Here is a 15,972-nt window from a genome sequence, read left to right as displayed (position 1 = left end):
GATGAAGGCCGCCGATCTTCCCCTGCTCGGGTCTTTGTCGCGCCCGACGATCCATCCCGACGGTTCTCGGGCCGTGTTTGCGAGGGCCCATGCCGATTTTTCAGCGGATGACTACGTCGGCCAGCTCTGGACTGTCGCGCTGCTGGGGGAGCCCGCTCCGCGCCGTGTGACTCGCGGCTTCCGCGATTCGGCGCCCCGGTTCTCCCCAAACGGCAGCCTGATCGGATTCCTTCGGGCGCAGGCCGGTGGTGCAGCACAGTTGCACGTTGTCGACGCGGCCGGGGGCGAACCCGTTGCAATGACCGACGCCGCGCTCGGCGTGACCGACTTCCGGTGGCATCCAAGCGGCGATCGGATCGCCTTCCTGGCCCGGGTTCCCGAGCAGGGCCGGTACGGCACAGTGGCCGGTCTGTCCGCAGAATCCGAGCCGGCCCGCCGTGTTCTGACCCTCCGATACCAGGCAAACGGGGTCGGCTACACCACCGATCGCCGGCTCCACGTTTTCCTGGCTGCGGTTCCCAACGTCTGGGATGAACCGACGCCCGCTTCCGCGCCCTCCGCGGCCGATGTGACGCGCACCGAGTCCGGCACCGACGCTGCCGCCGGATTCATCGCTGCCGCCATCGTCCCGTCCGGACTCGCTGTCGCCCGCCAATTGACCGACGGGGACTTCGATCATTCCGGGTTGGCGTTCTCTCCGGATGGGACCCGTCTCCTGACGATTTCGGCCCGCCATGCCGGGCGTGACTGTGACCTGCGCGGCCAAATCATCGAACTCGACCTCAAAAACATCGAGGATGCCGAGACGGTGGTTCCCGTTCGCACTGTGGTGGGGCCGGAGGGAAACCTGAGCATCTCCGGGCTGGCCTGCGCCGAGAACGGGTCACTGTGGTTTCTCGCGACCGACCTGGGCCTGGCCGGCCGAGATTTCGTCGGACGGGTGACTGCTTTGTACCACTGCAGTACCCCGTTCGACGACTCAGCTCCGATCCGCGTGACAGACCCGGAGCAGAACGATCAGGACCGGCTCGACCTCGACCCGGCCGGGGGCATCACCCCTCTCGCGGATGGCTCGGCGCTCGTGCTGCGCGGTACCCGGGGCCGGGTCGAGCTGGTTCGCGTGCACGGTCAGGGACCGGTCGAAGCCGTCGATTGCGGCGCGGCCGTGGTCACGGCCGTGGCTGCCTGCGAGTTCACCGTCGTCGTCGCCGTGCAGTCCGCCGGCACGACCGGTGACCTCGTTTTCGTGCGCCTCGACCGCAACGACGCCGAGCCGCGGGACGCCGGACCCCGGCGTCTCACCGATTTCTCCGCTGCGCTACGAGCAACCGGTCTGGTATCCGGCATCGAGCTCACCGTCACCGGGCGAGACGGCTATCCGGTGCACGGCTGGGTGCACGCCCCTCCGGGGCCGGGCCCGCACCCGGTACTCCTGACCATTCACGGCGGCCCATTCGCACAGTACACCGGTGCGCTGCTCGATGAGACCCAGGTCTACGTCGACGCGGGCTACGCGGTTGTCCTGTGCAACCCGCGCGGTTCATCCGGTTACGGTGAAGCCCACGGGCGCGCCATTCGGCAATGTCTGGGCACCCTCGACCTGGCCGATGTCCTGGATTTCCTCGATGGCGCCCTGCGGGCCGAGCCCGTTCTCGATCCTGACCGGGTCGGCATCATGGGCGGGTCCTACGGCGGCTATCTGACCGCCTGGACGATCGCCCACGACCATCGATTTGCCGCGGCCATCGTGGAACGCGGCTTTCTCGATCCCGAAGCGTTCGTCGGTACCAGTGATATCGGTGACTTCTTCGGCGACGAATATGCGGGAACGGATGCCGAACTGTTGCGGTCCCAGAGTCCACAGTTCCAGGTCGGCCACGTGGTCACCCCGACCTTGGTGCTGCACTCAGCACAAGACCTCCGATGCCCGCTCGCGCAGGGGGAACGATATTACGCGGCGCTCAAACGCGGCGGAGTTCCGACGGAACTGGTCATCTTTCCGGGGGAGAACCACGACCTCAGCCGCACCGGTCGCCCACGGCACCGTCTGGAACGGTTCGAGATTATTCTGGATTGGTGGGACCGACACCTGCCAGCCACACCGACTCACAGGAGAACCGATGAGCACGACCTCGAAAACGGCCACCCCGTCAGGTAAAATCCCGATTGCGGACAGCCACGATCTGATCCGCGTGCAGGGCGCCCGGGCGAACAATCTCAAAGACGTCAACGTCGAGATTCCGAAGCGGCGGCTGACCGTGTTCACCGGGGTATCCGGGTCCGGCAAGAGCTCGCTCGTTTTCGGTACCATCGCCGCCGAGTCCCAACGCATGATCAACGAGACGTACAGCACATTCGTCCAGGGGTTCATGCCGACCCTGGCGCGGCCGGACGTCGATGTGCTGGACGGGCTGACGACCGCCATCATCGTCGACCAGGAACGCATGGGTGCCAACGCGCGCTCCACCGTCGGCACCGCCACAGACGCCAACGCGCTGCTGCGCATCCTCTTCAGCCGGCTCGGCCAGCCTCACATCGGCTCGCCACAGGCGTATTCCTTCAACGTCGCCTCGATCAGCGGCGCCGGTGCCGTCTCGATCGAACGCGGCGGACAAACCGTCAAGGAGCGCCGCAGCTTTAGCATCACCGGCGGGATGTGTGCCCGCTGCGAGGGGCGGGGCTCCGTCACCGACATCGACCTAACAGCGCTGTACGACGACACCAAGTCCCTCAACGACGGAGCGCTCACCATCCCGGGGTACAGCATGGACGGCTGGTTCGGCCGCATCTTCAACGGTTGTGGATTCTTCGACCCGAATAAACCGATTGCTGAATTCACCAAGAAGGAGCTCGGCGACCTGCTCCACAGGGAGCCGACCAAGATCAAGATCGAGGGCATCAACCTCACCTATGAGGGGCTGATCCCGAAGATTCAGAAATCGATGCTCTCCAAGGACGTCGACTCGCTTCAGCCTCACATCCGCGCGTTTGTGGAGCGAGCGGTCACCTTCACCGTCTGCCCTGACTGCGACGGAACCCGACTGAGCGCGGGGGCCCGGTCGTCCAAAATCAACGACATAAGTATCGCGGATGCCTGCGCGATGCAGATCAGCGACCTCGCCGACTGGGCACGGGAGCTGGCCGAACCATCCGTCGCGCCGCTGCTCGTATCTTTGCAGCACCTACTGAACTCCTTCGTCGAGATCGGGCTCGGCTATCTGTCCCTCGACCGCTCCTCTGGCACCCTCTCCGGCGGCGAATCGCAGCGCACCAAGATGATCCGTCACCTCGGTTCTTCCCTCACGGACGTCACCTACGTCTTCGACGAGCCGACGATCGGCCTGCACCCCCACGACATCCAACGGATGAACACCCTGCTGGTACAGCTGCGCGACAAGGGCAACACGGTGCTCGTCGTGGAGCACAAGCCGGAGATGATCATGATCGCCGACCACGTCATTGATCTGGGCCCTGGTGCGGGCACGGACGGTGGCACCATTGTGTTCGAGGGGTCCCTCGCCGGTCTCCGATCCAGCGGTACGTTGACCGGGCGGCACCTGGACGACCGGGCCGCCGTGAAACCGACGGTGCGCACACCCTCGGGTGTCCTTCAGGTGCGCGGTGCCGATGCCCACAACCTGCAAAGCGTCGACGTCGACATTCCGCTCGGTGTGCTGGCGGTGCTGACCGGCGTGGCCGGTTCGGGAAAGAGCTCACTGATCCAGGGCTCAGTTTCCGGCCGAGGCGGGGTGGTGACCGTTGACCAGGGTGCGATCAAGGGCTCCAGACGCAGCAACCCGGCCACTTATACGGGAATGCTCGAACCGATTCGCAAGGCCTTCGCAAAAGCCAACGGCGTCAAACCTGCACTGTTCAGTTCCAACTCCGAAGGTGCATGCCCCAACTGCAACGGTGCCGGCGTCATCTACACCGATCTCGGGATGATGGCCGGCGTTGCCATACCGTGCGAGGTGTGCGAGGGAAAGCGGTTCCAGGCATCCGTTTTGGAGTACCGCTTCGGCGGTCGCGACATCAGCGAAGTTCTGGCAATGTCGGTGACCGAGGCCAATGAATTCTTCGGTGTGGGGGAGGCACGCACTCCGGCCGTCCACGCGATCCTGGGTCGGCTGGCCGACGTCGGGCTCGGATACCTCAGCCTCGGCCAGCCGCTGCCGACACTGTCCGGCGGCGAACGGCAGCGGCTGAAGCTCGCTACCAACATGGCCGAAAAAGGCGATGTATACATTCTGGACGAACCGACCGCCGGTCTCCATCTGGCCGACGTCCAGAATCTGCTCGGCCTGCTCGACCGGCTCGTCGACTCTGGAAAGTCGGTCATCGTGATCGAGCACCACCAAGCTGTCATGGCGCACGCAGACTGGATCATCGACCTCGGCCCGGGAGCCGGCCACGACGGCGGTCAGATCGTCTTTGAGGGCACACCAGCCGACCTTGTGTCCGCTCGTTCGACACTCACGGGCGAGCACCTTGCAGCCTACGTCGGCGCTGTGGCAGTTGTCAGGACCTGTGCCTGACCGCGCGGTCTAGCCTCGCCGGGAAGGAACCCATGCTGACCCCGCTCAGAGCCACCCACCTAATGACCGATAATGCACATTATGTCAAGTAAGTCGTTTCGAAAGGGCCGAAGCGGCACCTCGCATCGGGGACAGCGCTGAACGCCTGCTCTGGCTCCAGCGCCGCCGCAGGTCATCGGAGAAGGCCGAACGAAAGGCCATAACCCGCCACGCAGTGAGAACCACGAATACGAGATAGGCCTCAGCGCAGACGACGAGGACTGCAAGACTGAGGGCCTCGATCCCAATCAGGTTCATGCCGATCGAGATGATTCCGGTGGCCATTACCATCGCAAAGCATCCTGGCGGCATCGTCCGCACAGCGGCGTGCACTCGCACACTCCGCTCCGACGTCATGTTCACAGGCTAGCCCCCGGAGTGGCCCAGCCTCCCCTGGACCGGTCGCAAGCGACCGGATCCTTCGCGGAGAGGGGTCAGACCGGCGCGGATCAGTGCACCGGTGGGCTGGTCGACAATAGGGTGAACGCGTCAGGCTTGGGTACGGTGAATCACCATGCCGAACTCATTGACCGGTTCAAAAGCGTCGCGGTCCCAGGCCCCGGGATGGGGAACCGGACAGTTGACCACGGTGTTTCGGGTCGAATGATCGATGGTGTGCTCGCGCATCGCGTGGCCGCAGATCGGGCACGCCTGCAAGCCAGTCGAACTCCGCTCTTCCGGACTGTTTGAGGTGTTCCTGTCCTGAATCATGCCATTACGATACGCCGGATTGGACAAAAAGGCACGCAACTGCTAGGTCAGTTCGGATCGGCGCGTGCCCGAAGCTGCTAGTGCTCGCCGAAGCCTGATTCCAGCAGGTCAGCGAGGGCCTTGATCGCCGGCCCGGCCAACGGGTCGGTCGAGGCGAGCCGCACGCTGCTCCCCCTGGCCAGCCCGAGCGACATAATGCTCAGTAGACTTCTCGCATCCGTTCCGTTCACCGTGATGGGAAACGAAAATGTGCTCGCCAGGTTGACGAACTCGGCGGCCGGACGGGCGTGGAGGCCATCCTTGTTGACAAGGATCACCGTGCGCGAGGTCACGGCCGAAGCCGACGAATCGGTGACCGGCTGGGAGTCGTCGCGCGGTGTACCCGCGGGGGCGCCGTCATCACGTGCTGGGAATGTGTTCGCACTGGTCAGCTGCAGCGCTGTCTGAGCCGCCGCCACGACAGCGTCCAAATCTCCCCCGGTTTCTGCGGCTACCGCTGCCGCTACCCCGCCCTCGACGAGGGGAGCATCAACGATCCGCACGCGGTACTGGTCGGACTCCTCCAGAAAGTCACGTGCCGTTTCCGCCGTCAGGATCGCCGAACCGAGATCACAGAGAATCACAACGCCATCCCCGGTGTCTGCCACGGCGATTGCCTCACTGATCTTGTCGAAGCTGGTCCCGATCCCGCCGGAATCCGTTCCCCCCGCGGCGATGAGCTGCGCGGTTGGCGCCATCTGCCGCGCCAGTTCGACCAGCCCCGTCGCGATCTTCTCGCTGTGGGAAACGAAAACGATACCCACGAGCTGAGCGGATGCCGCCCCCATCACGCCGCGGTCACGTCGGCGGCGGCGCGCAACAGCAGCGAGGTCGACTGGGAGCCAGGGTCGCGGTGTCCGATCGCTCGCTCCCCCAGGTAGCTCGCCCGCCCCTTGCGCGCCACCAGCGGTTCCGTGGCCTGCGCGCCGGATGCTGCGGCATCCGCTGCGGCCAGCAAGACGCCAGCCACAGCTGAACCGGTTGCCTGCGCTGCCTCCGCCGCGTTGACCGCGGGAGTCCAGGCGTCGATCATGGTCTTGTCACCCTCCTCTGCTTTGCCTCGAAGCACGATGCCGTCGCGGGCCGCCGTCAGCAGGGCGACGAGTGCGGTCGCATCCAGCGACATCGCCGACCCGACCGCGCCGGCGGCTTTGAGAAAAGCCGTGCCATACAGCGGCCCGGCGGCGCCGCCCACGGTTGAGATGAGAGTGGTGGCGACCAGCTTGAGCACCGCGCCCGGGGTTGTCTCATCGGCCAGCTGCTCGAGTTTGGGCAGGATCGCCTGAAAGCCTCGATCCATGTTCTCGCCGTGGTCACCGTCGCCAATGTCCCGGTCGAGGGTATTGAGTGCGGCACGGCTGGCGGCGAGCACCTCGGCGCTCTGCCGAATCCAGCGAACGGTCCAGGCGGTGTCGAGCGTGAGCGCACCACCGCCCGCTGTGTTGCTCAGGTTTGCGCCAGCGTCGGGTTGTTCCTTCGGGGTCATTGACTCTCCTTCTACCGTCCCCACCGTAGCGCCGCTGTCTGAACCGGGGCATCCCAGAGGCTCGTGAGTTCCTCATCGAGTTTGAGAACGGAAATGGATGTTCCGGCCATTTCGAGACTCGTCGTGTAATTGCCGATCAGGCTGCGGGTGACCGTGATCCCCCTATCCTTGAGCACTTCTGCGGCGCGGCGGAACACGATGTACAGCTCAACCTGTGGCGTTCCGCCCATGCCGTTGACGAACAGGAGCACAGTGTCGCCAGTGACAAAGGGCAGGTCGTCAAGGATGGGAGCAAGCAGCCGGTCCACGATGGCATCGGCCGGTTCGAGCTTGATCCGCTCCCGCCCTGGCTCGCCGTGAATTCCGATGCCGATCTCGATCTCGTCGTCGGCGAGAACGAAGCTCGGCTCCCCCGCGTGGGGAACCACACACGGGGTCAGCGCAACGCCCATGGTGCGCACCCGGGAGTTCACCTTCTCGGCCACGGCGACGACGGCAGCCAGGTCATCCCCGCGTTCGGCAGCGGCACCGGTGATCTTTTCCACCAGTACCGTTCCGGCAACTCCGCGGCGTCCGGCCGTGTAGAGAGAGTCCTTGACGGCCACATCATCGTTGATGATGACCGTGCGCACATCGATGCCTTCAGCGGATGCCAGATCGGCCGCGGTCTCAAAGTTCAAGACGTCCCCGGTGTAGTTCTTCACGATGTGCAACACCCCGGCGCCGCCATCGGCGGCGTGGGTGGCCGCGAGAATCGGATCGGGCGTCGGCGAAGTGAACACGGCTCCTGGCACGGCAGCATCCAGCATTCCGTACCCGACGAACCCTCCGTGGAGTGGTTCATGGCCGCTTCCACCACCGCTGACGATCCCCACTTTGCCCTGCACGGGGGCATCGCTGCGCGCGATGAAGATCGGATCGTGCGAGACGCGCACGATATCGCCGTGCGCCGCTTCGAACCCGGCAACGGCCTCGTTGACGACGTTCCTGGGATCGTTGATGAGCTTCTTCATGACCATCCATTCACTCGGTGATGCCACGGTTCAAATCAGGAGGACCACGGCGGGGCGGGCGCGCCAGCGCCCTGAACTGCCATTTTCCCACGGTCAACATACGCGCTGCGACCGCGCGCGGTAAGGGGCGATAGCCAACTCCATCAGCCCATTCCCCTCGATGACACCCCGCGCTATGTTGTTGCCAACCGCTCGCCGCAGAGGGGCAGCTTCGGCATCCCCGGCCTGATCAGAAAGGTTCTCGTGGAAAATATCGGAGCTGTATTCGTTTCGGAGGTCGTGGGTACCGCGATGCTGGTCCTTCTGGGAACCGGCGTCGTCGCCAACGTGGCCCTGGCCAAGAACAAGGGGCTCGGGGGTGGGTTCCTCATGGTGACCATCGGCTGGGGCTTCGCAGTGTTCGCCGGCGTCGTAGTCGCCTACCGTTCAGGGGCACACCTCAATCCCGCCGTCACCCTGGGCCTCGTCGCCAATGGTTCCACAGAATTCGGAATGGACGTTCCCGTCAACGCGGTCTCCGTGCTCGCCTACATCGGCGCGCAGATGATCGGTGGCATTCTCGGCGCCGTGGCCTGCTGGCTCGCCTACAAGCAACACTTCGACGCCGAACCCGACCCGGCCAACAAACTCGGTGTCTTCTCGACCGGGCCGGCCATTCGCTCGTACGGCTGGAATCTCGTCACCGAGATCATCGGTACCTTCGTTCTAGTTTTCGTTGTCATAGCTTTCGGAGGTGGCCGGCAGGGCGAGACCGGCGGGCTGGCCTCTCTCGGCGCCCTTCCAGTGGCACTGCTCGTGATCGTCATCGGCACGTCGCTTGGTGGCCCGACAGGCTACGCCATCAACCCCGCTCGTGACCTCGGTCCGCGGATCGCGCACTTCATTCTGCCGATCAAGGGCAAGGGCAGCTCCGACTGGGCCTACTCTTGGGTTCCCGTCGTCGGCCCCGTCATCGGCGGACTGCTGGCCGGCTGGTCAGCGCTGGCTCTCCTGCCCCTGCTCACCACCTGACCCGAGCCAAACGGGCCGGTTCCCAGAGGACCGGTCCGTTGTCGCGTAGAAGACATGTTTCCTGAACTACTCAAGAAAAGGACACGTACCAATGACTGACTACATTCTCGCCATCGACCAGGGAACGACCAGTTCCCGGGCCATCATCTTCGATAAGGCCGGATCGATCGTGTCGACCGGGCAGCTCGAACACGAGCAGATCTTTCCTCAGGCCGGCTGGGTCGAGCACGACCCGAAAGAAATTTGGGACAACACCCGTGAAGTGATCGGACAGGCTCTGTCCAAGGCCAATCTCACCCGGCATGACATCCGGGCCATCGGAATCACCAACCAGCGCGAAACCGCTGTGGTCTGGGACAAAACGACCGGGGTACCCGTCTACAACGCCATCGTTTGGCAGGACACCCGCACCCAGCCGATCGTCGACCGGCTCGCTGCCGACGGAGGTGTCGAGCGGTTCAAAAAGAAGGTTGGCTTGCCCCTGGCCACCTACTTCTCCGGGACCAAGATCGTCTGGATCCTTGAGAACGTCGAGGGCGCCAGGGCCAAAGCGGATGCCGGCGACCTGCTCTTTGGAACTACGGACTCCTGGGTGCTCTGGAACCTGACCGGTGGAGTGGACGGCGGCGTGCACGCCACCGACGTCACCAATGCGAGCCGCACGTTGTTCATGGACCTGGAAACCCTGCAGTGGGACGACGAGATCCTCGCTATTTTTGACGTGCCCCAGTCGATGCTGCCGTCGATCCGCTCCTCGTCGGAGGTCTACGGCACCGCGCACACCTCGAGCCTGCTCCGTGAAGTGCCAGTGGCAGGCATCCTCGGCGACCAGCAGGCCGCGACGTTCGGTCAGGCGGCGTTCGACCAGGGCGAAGCGAAGAACACCTACGGCACGGGAAACTTCCTGATTTTCAACACCGGAACGGAGATCGTGCACTCCAAGAACGGCCTCCTGACCACCCTCGGTTACAAACTCGGCGATGACGCTCCGCACTACGCCCTGGAAGGTTCCATCGCCGTGACCGGTGCCCTGGTGCAGTGGATGCGCGACAACCTCGGCATGATCAGCTCGGCCGCCGAGATCGAGAGCCTCGCGAAAACAGTCGACGATAACGGCGGAGCCTACTTCGTGCCGGCGTTTTCGGGACTGTTCGCCCCGTACTGGCGTTCCGACGCCCGGGGCGCTCTGGTGGGCCTCACCCGGTTCGTGAACAAGGGCCACATTGCCCGCGCGGCATTGGAGGCGACGGCGTTCCAGACTCGGGAGGTCATCGATGCGGTCAACGCCGACTCCGGTGTTCCCCTCACCGAGATCAAGGTCGACGGCGGCATGATCGCGAACAACCTGCTCATGCAGTTCCAGGCGGATATTCTCGGTGTTCCGGTGGTGCGACCGGTCGTCGCCGAGACGACCGCCCTCGGCGCCGCCTACGCCGCCGGCCTCGCAGTCGGGTTCTGGAGCGGTCTCGACGAACTGCGCACCAACTGGCAGGAAGACAGCCGGTGGACGCCCCAGATGGACGAGGCCGAACGCAGCCGCCAGTTGCGCAACTGGAAGAAGGCGGTCACGAAAACCTTCGGCTGGGTCGACGACGACGTTCTTTAGCCACCGTCTGTAGCGATCAGTGGATGCGGCGACCCGGAATCAAACCTGGGTCGCCGCAATCCATGCCGACAACTTGGCCGTGGCCCCACCGGAGTCGACGGCCTCAGCAGCGACAGCTATTTTGGCGCGGAATCGGTCGAGGATAGCCACCTGCATCTGTGAGGCGTCGTTGGCCAGATCGAAGGCCACGAGCCCGGCAGCGGCGTTGAGCAAGACGATGTCACGGATCGCACCCGTCTCGCCGGCGAGAACGGAGTGCACGACGTCCGCATTGTGCTGGGGCGAGCCGCCCACCAGGTCGCTCATCTGCACTCGTTTAATGTCGAGATCTCGCGGGTCAATGTCGTGCTCGGTAACCAGACCACGGGACACCTCCCAGACGTGACTGTGCCCGGTGGTCGTCAGCTCGTCGAGTCCGTCATCGCCGCGAAAGACCAGTGCTGTCGCGCCGCGGGTCTGGAACACACCAACGAAGAGCGGTACCCGGTCAAGATTGGCCACACCGACAGCGGATGCCTCCGGCCGGGCCGGATTGCACAACGGTCCGAGGTAGTTGAACACTGTGGGGATCCCCAACTCCTTGCGGGTGAGCGCGGCATGCCGGAATCCGGGATGAAAAGCCGCCGCGTAAGCAAAGGTGATCCCGGTCTCCTTGAACACCTGGGCTACCCGCGTCGCATCCCGCGACAGGTCGATGCCCAATTCGCCGAGCACGTCCGACGCTCCGGAGGCCGAGCTGGCGGCTCGGTTCCCATGCTTGACGACCGGCACACCGGCCGCTGCGCACACGATGGACGCCATCGTGGAAATGTTTACCGTGCCGAACTGATCACCACCGGTTCCGACGATGTCGAGGGCCATGGGATTCACCGGCAACGCGACGGCCTGCTCGAGGATCGCATCCCGGAATCCAACAATCTCGTCGACGGTCTCGCCTTTGGCACGAAGCGCCACCAGGAAGGCCCCCAATTGGGACGGAGAGGCTTCGCCGAGCATGATCCGTTCCATACTCCACGCGGCATCCGCCACACTCAGGTCCCGTCCGTCGAGAAGGGAATTTAATATGTTCGGCCAAGACTGCGATTCAAGCATGTTTCCGATCATAGGAGAACGGGCCCAACTCCCCCGAATTCACGGCATTCGTACCCCGAGATTGCAATCCCGAACCAGGTATTAACACTCACTTGCACGCCTGATTGAGAAAAACCTGTGGGAATATCGGCCATAATGGAGGGGTGACCAGCACCTCAATTACTCAGACGGCGAGTGCGCCCGTCGTGAACCGGCCCAACAGCGTGGCTGTAGGCACCATTGTGTGGTTGGGCAGCGAGGTGATGTTTTTCGCGGGGCTCTTCGCAATCTACTTCACGCTTCGTTCAACCTCCCCCGAGCTATGGCTCTTCGAGGCCGACAAGCACAACTTCACCTTCGCGTTGATCAATACGCTGATCCTGGTGTCATCCTCGGTGACCTGCCAGTTCGGAGTGTTTGCCGCCGAACGGCTGCAGGCGCGCTCGACCGGCTGGAAGCCGAGTGAGTGGGGCATGGTTGAGTGGTTCTTCCTCACCTACGCCCTCGGTGCCATCTTCGTCACCGGCCAGGTTTTCGAATACGCCACCCTGGTGTCGGAAGGAATTTCTCTCGCCTCAAACGCGTACGGTTCTGCCTTCTACATCACGACCGGTTTCCACGGCATTCACGTGACTGCCGGTCTGCTCGCCTTCCTTCTTGTGATCGGGCGCGGATTCGCGGTCAAGAACTTCGGCCACAAGGAAGCCACCAGCGCCATTGTGGTTTCCTACTACTGGCACTTCGTCGACGTCGTCTGGATCGGGCTCTTCCTGGTCATCTACGTTCTTAAATAGAAGTTCATACTTAGAAACGGGAGCGGACCACTTCAGCATGACCACGATCAAAACCCCTCGCGCACGCCGGGCACGCAAAGCCGGACGTCGCCATCCCCTCGCCAGTGTCGCCCTCATTGCCATCGGGTTGCTCTTCACCGGAGGCGCCTACGCAGCTTTCAGTACGAGCACCGCAATTGCAACAACGGATGCTTCCTCGCAGCAGACCATCGCCCAGGGTGAAAAACTCTTCGCGGCGAACTGCGCCACCTGCCACGGACTCAGTGCCCAAGGCTCGTCAGAAGGCCCCAGCCTGATCGGAGTTGGCGCCGCATCGGTGGACTTCCAGGTCGGCACCGGTCGCATGCCGATGCAGATGCAGGGTCCGCAGGCGCAGAAGAAGCCCGTGCAGTTCACCGCGGAGCAGACAGCGGCTCTCGCCGCGTACGTTGCCTCGCTCGCTCCCGGGCCGGCCATTCCCGCCGCTGAACTCCTCGACAGCGCGGGTGACTCCGCTAACGGTGCTGAATTGTTCCGCATCAACTGCGCCATGTGCCACAACGTCGCCGGTGCCGGTGGCGCCTTGACCGAGGGCAAGTTCGCCCCCGCGATCGAGAACGTGTCGGCCCAGCACATCTACGAGGCCATGATCACCGGCCCGCAGAACATGCCCGTCTTCAACGACATGAACATCACCCCCGAAGACAAGCGCGACATCATCACCTACCTCAAGTACGTCGAGGACAACCCGTCTCCGGGCGGATTGGCTCTGGGCTCGCTGGGACCGGTAGCCGAGGGCCTCTTCATCTGGATCTTCGGACTGGGCGCAATCGTTGCCCTCACCGTGTGGATCACCGCAAAATCAAACTAAGCATCGGTATCCGGTGATGACGCGGCATTCGATTCCGATCGAATGCCGCGCAGCACCAGAGTGCAGAGTATTTACACAGCCCACAAAGGAGAACAATGGCCAAGGACGATAACGGCGCGGAGCACGTAACCGCCGCCGACTCGCCTGGCGCGCAGCTCGCGACATCCGCCGCAAGCACAGCCGTCGTTACACGGGATGCCCTGGTCAACCCAGGATTCCCGCCGCACCGTCCGCGCATCACCGACCTTGATCACAAGGAAGAGCGCAAGGCTGAGCGTGCCGTTTACACGCTGTTTTACGTATCCATCGTGGGTAGTGTTTTTGCCATCGCCGCGTACATGGCCTTCCCGATCGTTGCCGAAGACCCGGGTTCTGTTCGCCTGAACAACCTCTTCATCGGCCTCGGACTCAGCCTCGCGCTGCTGGCCATCGGCATCGGCGCGGTGCACTGGGGCAAGGCCCTCATGAGCGATCATGAAGGTGTCGACGAACGTCACCCCGTGCGTGGAACCGAGCCCGTTCGGGCCCGCGCCGTGGAAATTTTCCAGCAGGCCAATGAGGAATCGGGCTTCGGTCGCCGTACGCTCATTCGCAACAGCCTGATCGGCGCCCTCGTCGTCTTCCCGCTGCCGGCGGTTGTACTGTTCCGTGGCCTCGGCCCGATGGACCAGGACCCGGTGGCGCTTCTCAACGAGACCATGTGGAAGAAGGGCGTTCGCCTCACCATGGACCCGAGCGGGATCCCAATCAAGGCGGCGGATGTCACGCTTGGATCGTCGTTCCACGTCATTCCGGAGGGCCTGTCCGAGATGGAGCACGGTCGACTGGAGGAAAAGGCTAAAGCGGCCGTCCTTCTCATCCGCATGGATCCCGCGGACCTTATTGAGTCCGACGACCGTAAGTCCTGGTCCTATCAGGGCATAGTGGCATATTCCAAGATCTGTACCCACGTCGGGTGCCCGGTTGCCCTGTATGAACAGCACACGCACCACCTGCTTTGCCCGTGCCACCAGTCGCAGTTCGACGTTGAGAACCACTGCAAGGTCATCTTCGGTCCGGCCAAACGGGCACTACCCCAGCTCCCGATCGCCGTGGACGCTGAGGGCTACCTGATCGCGCAGAGCGATTTCACTGAACCAGTCGGCCCGAGTTTCTGGGAGCGAGCATGACAACGATAACCACCCGCGAATCCACTGAGGATCAAGCTGTCGGGGTGAAGAAATCCGGAGGCTTCACCGCTTCCGCTGCCAACTACATTGACGAGCGCACGAGCATCTCGGGCGCGGTCAAGGAGCTGGGCCGCAAGATCTTCCCCGACCACTGGTCGTTCCTCCTCGGCGAAGTAGCGCTGTACAGCTTCGTCATCATCCTGTTGTCAGGATCATTCCTGACCTTCTTCTTCCAGGCGTCCATGGCTGAAGTCGTCTACGAAGGGTCCTACGCGCCCCTCAAGGGCATCCCGATGTCGGCGGCGATGTCCTCGACGATGGACATCTCCTTCGACATCCGCGGCGGCCTGCTCATGCGTCAGGTTCACCACTGGGCCGCTCTGCTCTTCGTGGCGGCCATCGGCCTGCACATGCTGCGCATCTACTTCACGGGAGCGTTCCGCAAGCCTCGCGAGCTCAACTGGGTCATTGGCTTTATCCTCTTCATCCTGGCCATGGCGGAAGGATTCACCGGATACTCCCTCCCCGACGACCTCCTCTCCGGTAACGGACTGCGTATCATCGACGGTCTCGTCAAGGGCATCCCCGTTGTCGGCACCTGGACTTCCTTCCTGCTCTTCGGGGGAGAATTCCCCGGCACCGACATCGTGGGTCGTCTGTACTCCCTGCACATCCTGTTGCTGCCGGCCATCATCGTCGCGTTGATCGCGATGCACCTTTTGTTCGTCGTCGTGCACAAGCACACCCAGTACCCTGCCGCCGGACACACCAACCAGAACGTGGTCGGCTACCCCGTGCTCCCCGTGTACGCAGCCAAGGCCGGTGGATTCTTCTTCATCGTCTTCGGTGTGGTCATGCTGATCGCGTCCCTGTTCACGATCAACCCGATCTGGAACTACGGACCGTATGACCCGTCACCGGTCTCCGCCGGTACCCAGCCGGACTGGTACATCGGTTTCGCTGATGGCGCCATGCGTCTGATCCCGCCGGGGTGGGAGTTCGTCTGGCTCAACCACACCTACTCGCTGAACATTGTGGTCGTGCTGGCCGTGGTCGGATTGTTCATCGTGACCGTCATGATCTACCCGTTCATCGAAGCGTGGATCACCGGAGACAAGCGCGAACACCACGTACTTGACCGGCCGCGTAACGCACCGACCCGCACCGCAATCGGCGCGGCCGGCGTCACGTTCTACGCGTCCCTGTGGGCCGCAGCATCGTCGGACATCATGGCCACGCACTTCCACCTCACCATGGAGGGGGTCATCCACACCCTCCAGGCGACAACACTGCTCGGCCCGTTCCTCGCTTTCTTCATCGCCAAGCGCGTCTGCCTGGCCCTGCAGAAGAAGGACCGCGAGATCGTCTTGCACGGTTATGAGTCCGGCCGTATCGTTCGGCTTCCCGGTGGAGAATTCGTCGAAGTGCACCAGCCCGTCGACGAGTACGAACGCTGGAAGCTGGTCAGCTACAGCGACTTCAAGCCCCTCATGCTGCGTCCGAACGCTCAGGGCAAAATCGGTCCGGCCGAGAAGGTACGTGCCGGCCTGTCCCGCTGGTTCTTCGAAGACCGGATCACCCCGGTGACGCAGACCGAACTGGACCACGCCCATGGCGATCACCCAGCGGAGATCACCGACAAGTAGCA

At 63.5% G+C, this 15,972-nt stretch carries 14 protein-coding genes; 8 read left to right on the top strand and 6 right to left on the bottom strand.

All coding sequences use genetic code 11. The features are described 5' to 3' along the window. Position 1 precedes the first annotated feature (1 nt). Together E3O06_RS02160 and E3O06_RS02155 are read left to right on the top strand one after the other, a co-directional pair. The gene (locus tag E3O06_RS02160) at positions 2–2,158 is read left to right on the top strand and encodes a S9 family peptidase (RefSeq protein WP_134501385.1); all 2,157 of its coding nucleotides are present in this window, start codon (positions 2–4) and stop codon (positions 2,156–2,158) included. Next, positions 2,121–4,535: an ATP-binding cassette domain-containing protein gene (locus E3O06_RS02155; RefSeq protein ID WP_134501384.1), complete on the top strand. Its 2,415-nt coding sequence runs from the start codon at positions 2,121–2,123 to the stop codon at positions 4,533–4,535. The genes E3O06_RS02160 and E3O06_RS02155 overlap by 38 nt, the downstream gene beginning before the upstream one ends. An 84-nt stretch (positions 4,536–4,619) precedes the next feature. Here the strand turns inward: E3O06_RS02155 and E3O06_RS18350 are convergent, their stop codons facing one another. The 5 genes from E3O06_RS18350 to dhaK all read right to left on the bottom strand — a co-directional run bounded on the left by E3O06_RS18350 (position 4,620) and on the right by dhaK (position 7,823). Further along, positions 4,620–4,886, bottom strand: coding sequence for an SLAC1 family transporter (locus E3O06_RS18350; RefSeq protein WP_420898861.1), 267 nt, complete (start codon positions 4,884–4,886; stop codon positions 4,620–4,622). A gap of 177 nt (positions 4,887–5,063) precedes the next feature. Further along, complete coding sequence (locus tag E3O06_RS02145) at positions 5,064–5,285, bottom strand: hypothetical protein (RefSeq protein WP_134501382.1); 222 nt, start codon at positions 5,283–5,285, stop codon at positions 5,064–5,066. Positions 5,286–5,362: 77 nt separating this feature from the next. Further along, entirely contained in the window at positions 5,363–6,088 is a 726-nt protein-coding gene (gene dhaM, locus E3O06_RS02140) for a dihydroxyacetone kinase phosphoryl donor subunit DhaM (RefSeq protein WP_241979814.1), read from the bottom strand. Positions 6,089–6,111: 23 nt separating this feature from the next. Then, positions 6,112–6,810: a dihydroxyacetone kinase subunit DhaL gene (dhaL, locus tag E3O06_RS02135; protein WP_134501380.1), complete on the bottom strand. Its 699-nt coding sequence runs from the start codon at positions 6,808–6,810 to the stop codon at positions 6,112–6,114. Positions 6,811–6,821: 11 nt separating this feature from the next. Beyond that, positions 6,822–7,823, bottom strand: a complete 1,002-nt coding sequence (dhaK, locus tag E3O06_RS02130) for a dihydroxyacetone kinase subunit DhaK (protein ID WP_134501379.1) — start codon at positions 7,821–7,823, stop codon at positions 6,822–6,824. A gap of 291 nt (positions 7,824–8,114) precedes the next feature. Here dhaK and E3O06_RS02125 point away from each other — a divergent pair, with 291 nt between their 5' ends. Both E3O06_RS02125 and glpK read left to right on the top strand, forming a co-directional pair. Continuing rightward, complete coding sequence (locus E3O06_RS02125) at positions 8,115–8,834, top strand: MIP/aquaporin family protein (RefSeq protein WP_241979845.1); 720 nt, start codon at positions 8,115–8,117, stop codon at positions 8,832–8,834. 91 nt (positions 8,835–8,925) lie between these two features. Beyond that, on the top strand, positions 8,926–10,440 hold the full coding sequence (gene glpK / locus E3O06_RS02120; protein WP_134501377.1) for a glycerol kinase GlpK: 1,515 nt from the start codon (positions 8,926–8,928) through the stop codon (positions 10,438–10,440). Between the two features lie 39 nt (positions 10,441–10,479). On the opposite strand, the gene trpD is transcribed toward glpK, so the two are convergent. After that, entirely contained in the window at positions 10,480–11,532 is a 1,053-nt protein-coding gene (gene trpD / locus E3O06_RS02115) for an anthranilate phosphoribosyltransferase (RefSeq protein WP_134501376.1), read from the bottom strand. Positions 11,533–11,675: 143 nt separating this feature from the next. Here trpD and ctaE point away from each other — a divergent pair, with 143 nt between their 5' ends. The 4 genes from ctaE to qcrB all read left to right on the top strand — a co-directional run bounded on the left by ctaE (position 11,676) and on the right by qcrB (position 15,970). After that, positions 11,676–12,305, top strand: a complete 630-nt coding sequence (ctaE, locus tag E3O06_RS02110; RefSeq protein ID WP_241979813.1) for an aa3-type cytochrome oxidase subunit III — start codon at positions 11,676–11,678, stop codon at positions 12,303–12,305. A gap of 37 nt (positions 12,306–12,342) precedes the next feature. Continuing rightward, positions 12,343–13,155, top strand: coding sequence for a cytochrome bc1 complex diheme cytochrome c subunit (gene qcrC / locus E3O06_RS02105; protein WP_134501375.1), 813 nt, complete (start codon positions 12,343–12,345; stop codon positions 13,153–13,155). A 95-nt stretch (positions 13,156–13,250) separates the two neighbouring features. Further along, positions 13,251–14,324 (top strand): cytochrome bc1 complex Rieske iron-sulfur subunit, encoded by a 1,074-nt coding sequence (gene qcrA, locus E3O06_RS02100; RefSeq protein WP_134501374.1) that lies wholly within the window; start codon positions 13,251–13,253, stop codon positions 14,322–14,324. Then, positions 14,321–15,970 (top strand): cytochrome bc1 complex cytochrome b subunit, encoded by a 1,650-nt coding sequence (gene qcrB / locus E3O06_RS02095; RefSeq protein ID WP_134501373.1) that lies wholly within the window; start codon positions 14,321–14,323, stop codon positions 15,968–15,970. The genes qcrA and qcrB overlap by 4 nt, the downstream gene beginning before the upstream one ends. Positions 15,971–15,972 lie beyond the last annotated feature (2 nt).

Source organism: Cryobacterium glaciale (assembly GCF_004402535.1).
GTDB lineage: Bacteria > Actinomycetota > Actinomycetes > Actinomycetales > Microbacteriaceae > Cryobacterium > Cryobacterium glaciale.
The sequence above is the reverse complement of the archived record's forward strand: the minus strand, read 5'-3'. Positions and strand labels throughout refer to the sequence as shown.

Coding starts and splice junctions, on each gene's coding strand:
- qcrB (WP_134501373.1), top strand. CDS start 14,321: ATGACAACGATAACCACCCGCGAATCCACTGAGGATCAAGCTGTCGGG.
- dhaL (WP_134501380.1), bottom strand. CDS start 6,810: ATGACCCCGAAGGAACAACCCGACGCTGGCGCAAACCTGAGCAACACA.
- qcrA (WP_134501374.1), top strand. CDS start 13,251: ATGGCCAAGGACGATAACGGCGCGGAGCACGTAACCGCCGCCGACTCG.
- E3O06_RS18350 (WP_420898861.1), bottom strand. CDS start 4,886: ATGCCGCCAGGATGCTTTGCGATGGTAATGGCCACCGGAATCATCTCG.
- E3O06_RS02155 (WP_134501384.1), top strand. CDS start 2,121: ATGAGCACGACCTCGAAAACGGCCACCCCGTCAGGTAAAATCCCGATT.
- dhaK (WP_134501379.1), bottom strand. CDS start 7,823: ATGAAGAAGCTCATCAACGATCCCAGGAACGTCGTCAACGAGGCCGTT.
- E3O06_RS02125 (WP_241979845.1), top strand. CDS start 8,115: ATGCTGGTCCTTCTGGGAACCGGCGTCGTCGCCAACGTGGCCCTGGCC.
- trpD (WP_134501376.1), bottom strand. CDS start 11,532: ATGCTTGAATCGCAGTCTTGGCCGAACATATTAAATTCCCTTCTCGAC.
- E3O06_RS02160 (WP_134501385.1), top strand. CDS start 2: ATGAAGGCCGCCGATCTTCCCCTGCTCGGGTCTTTGTCGCGCCCGACG.
- E3O06_RS02145 (WP_134501382.1), bottom strand. CDS start 5,285: ATGATTCAGGACAGGAACACCTCAAACAGTCCGGAAGAGCGGAGTTCG.
- glpK (WP_134501377.1), top strand. CDS start 8,926: ATGACTGACTACATTCTCGCCATCGACCAGGGAACGACCAGTTCCCGG.
- qcrC (WP_134501375.1), top strand. CDS start 12,343: ATGACCACGATCAAAACCCCTCGCGCACGCCGGGCACGCAAAGCCGGA.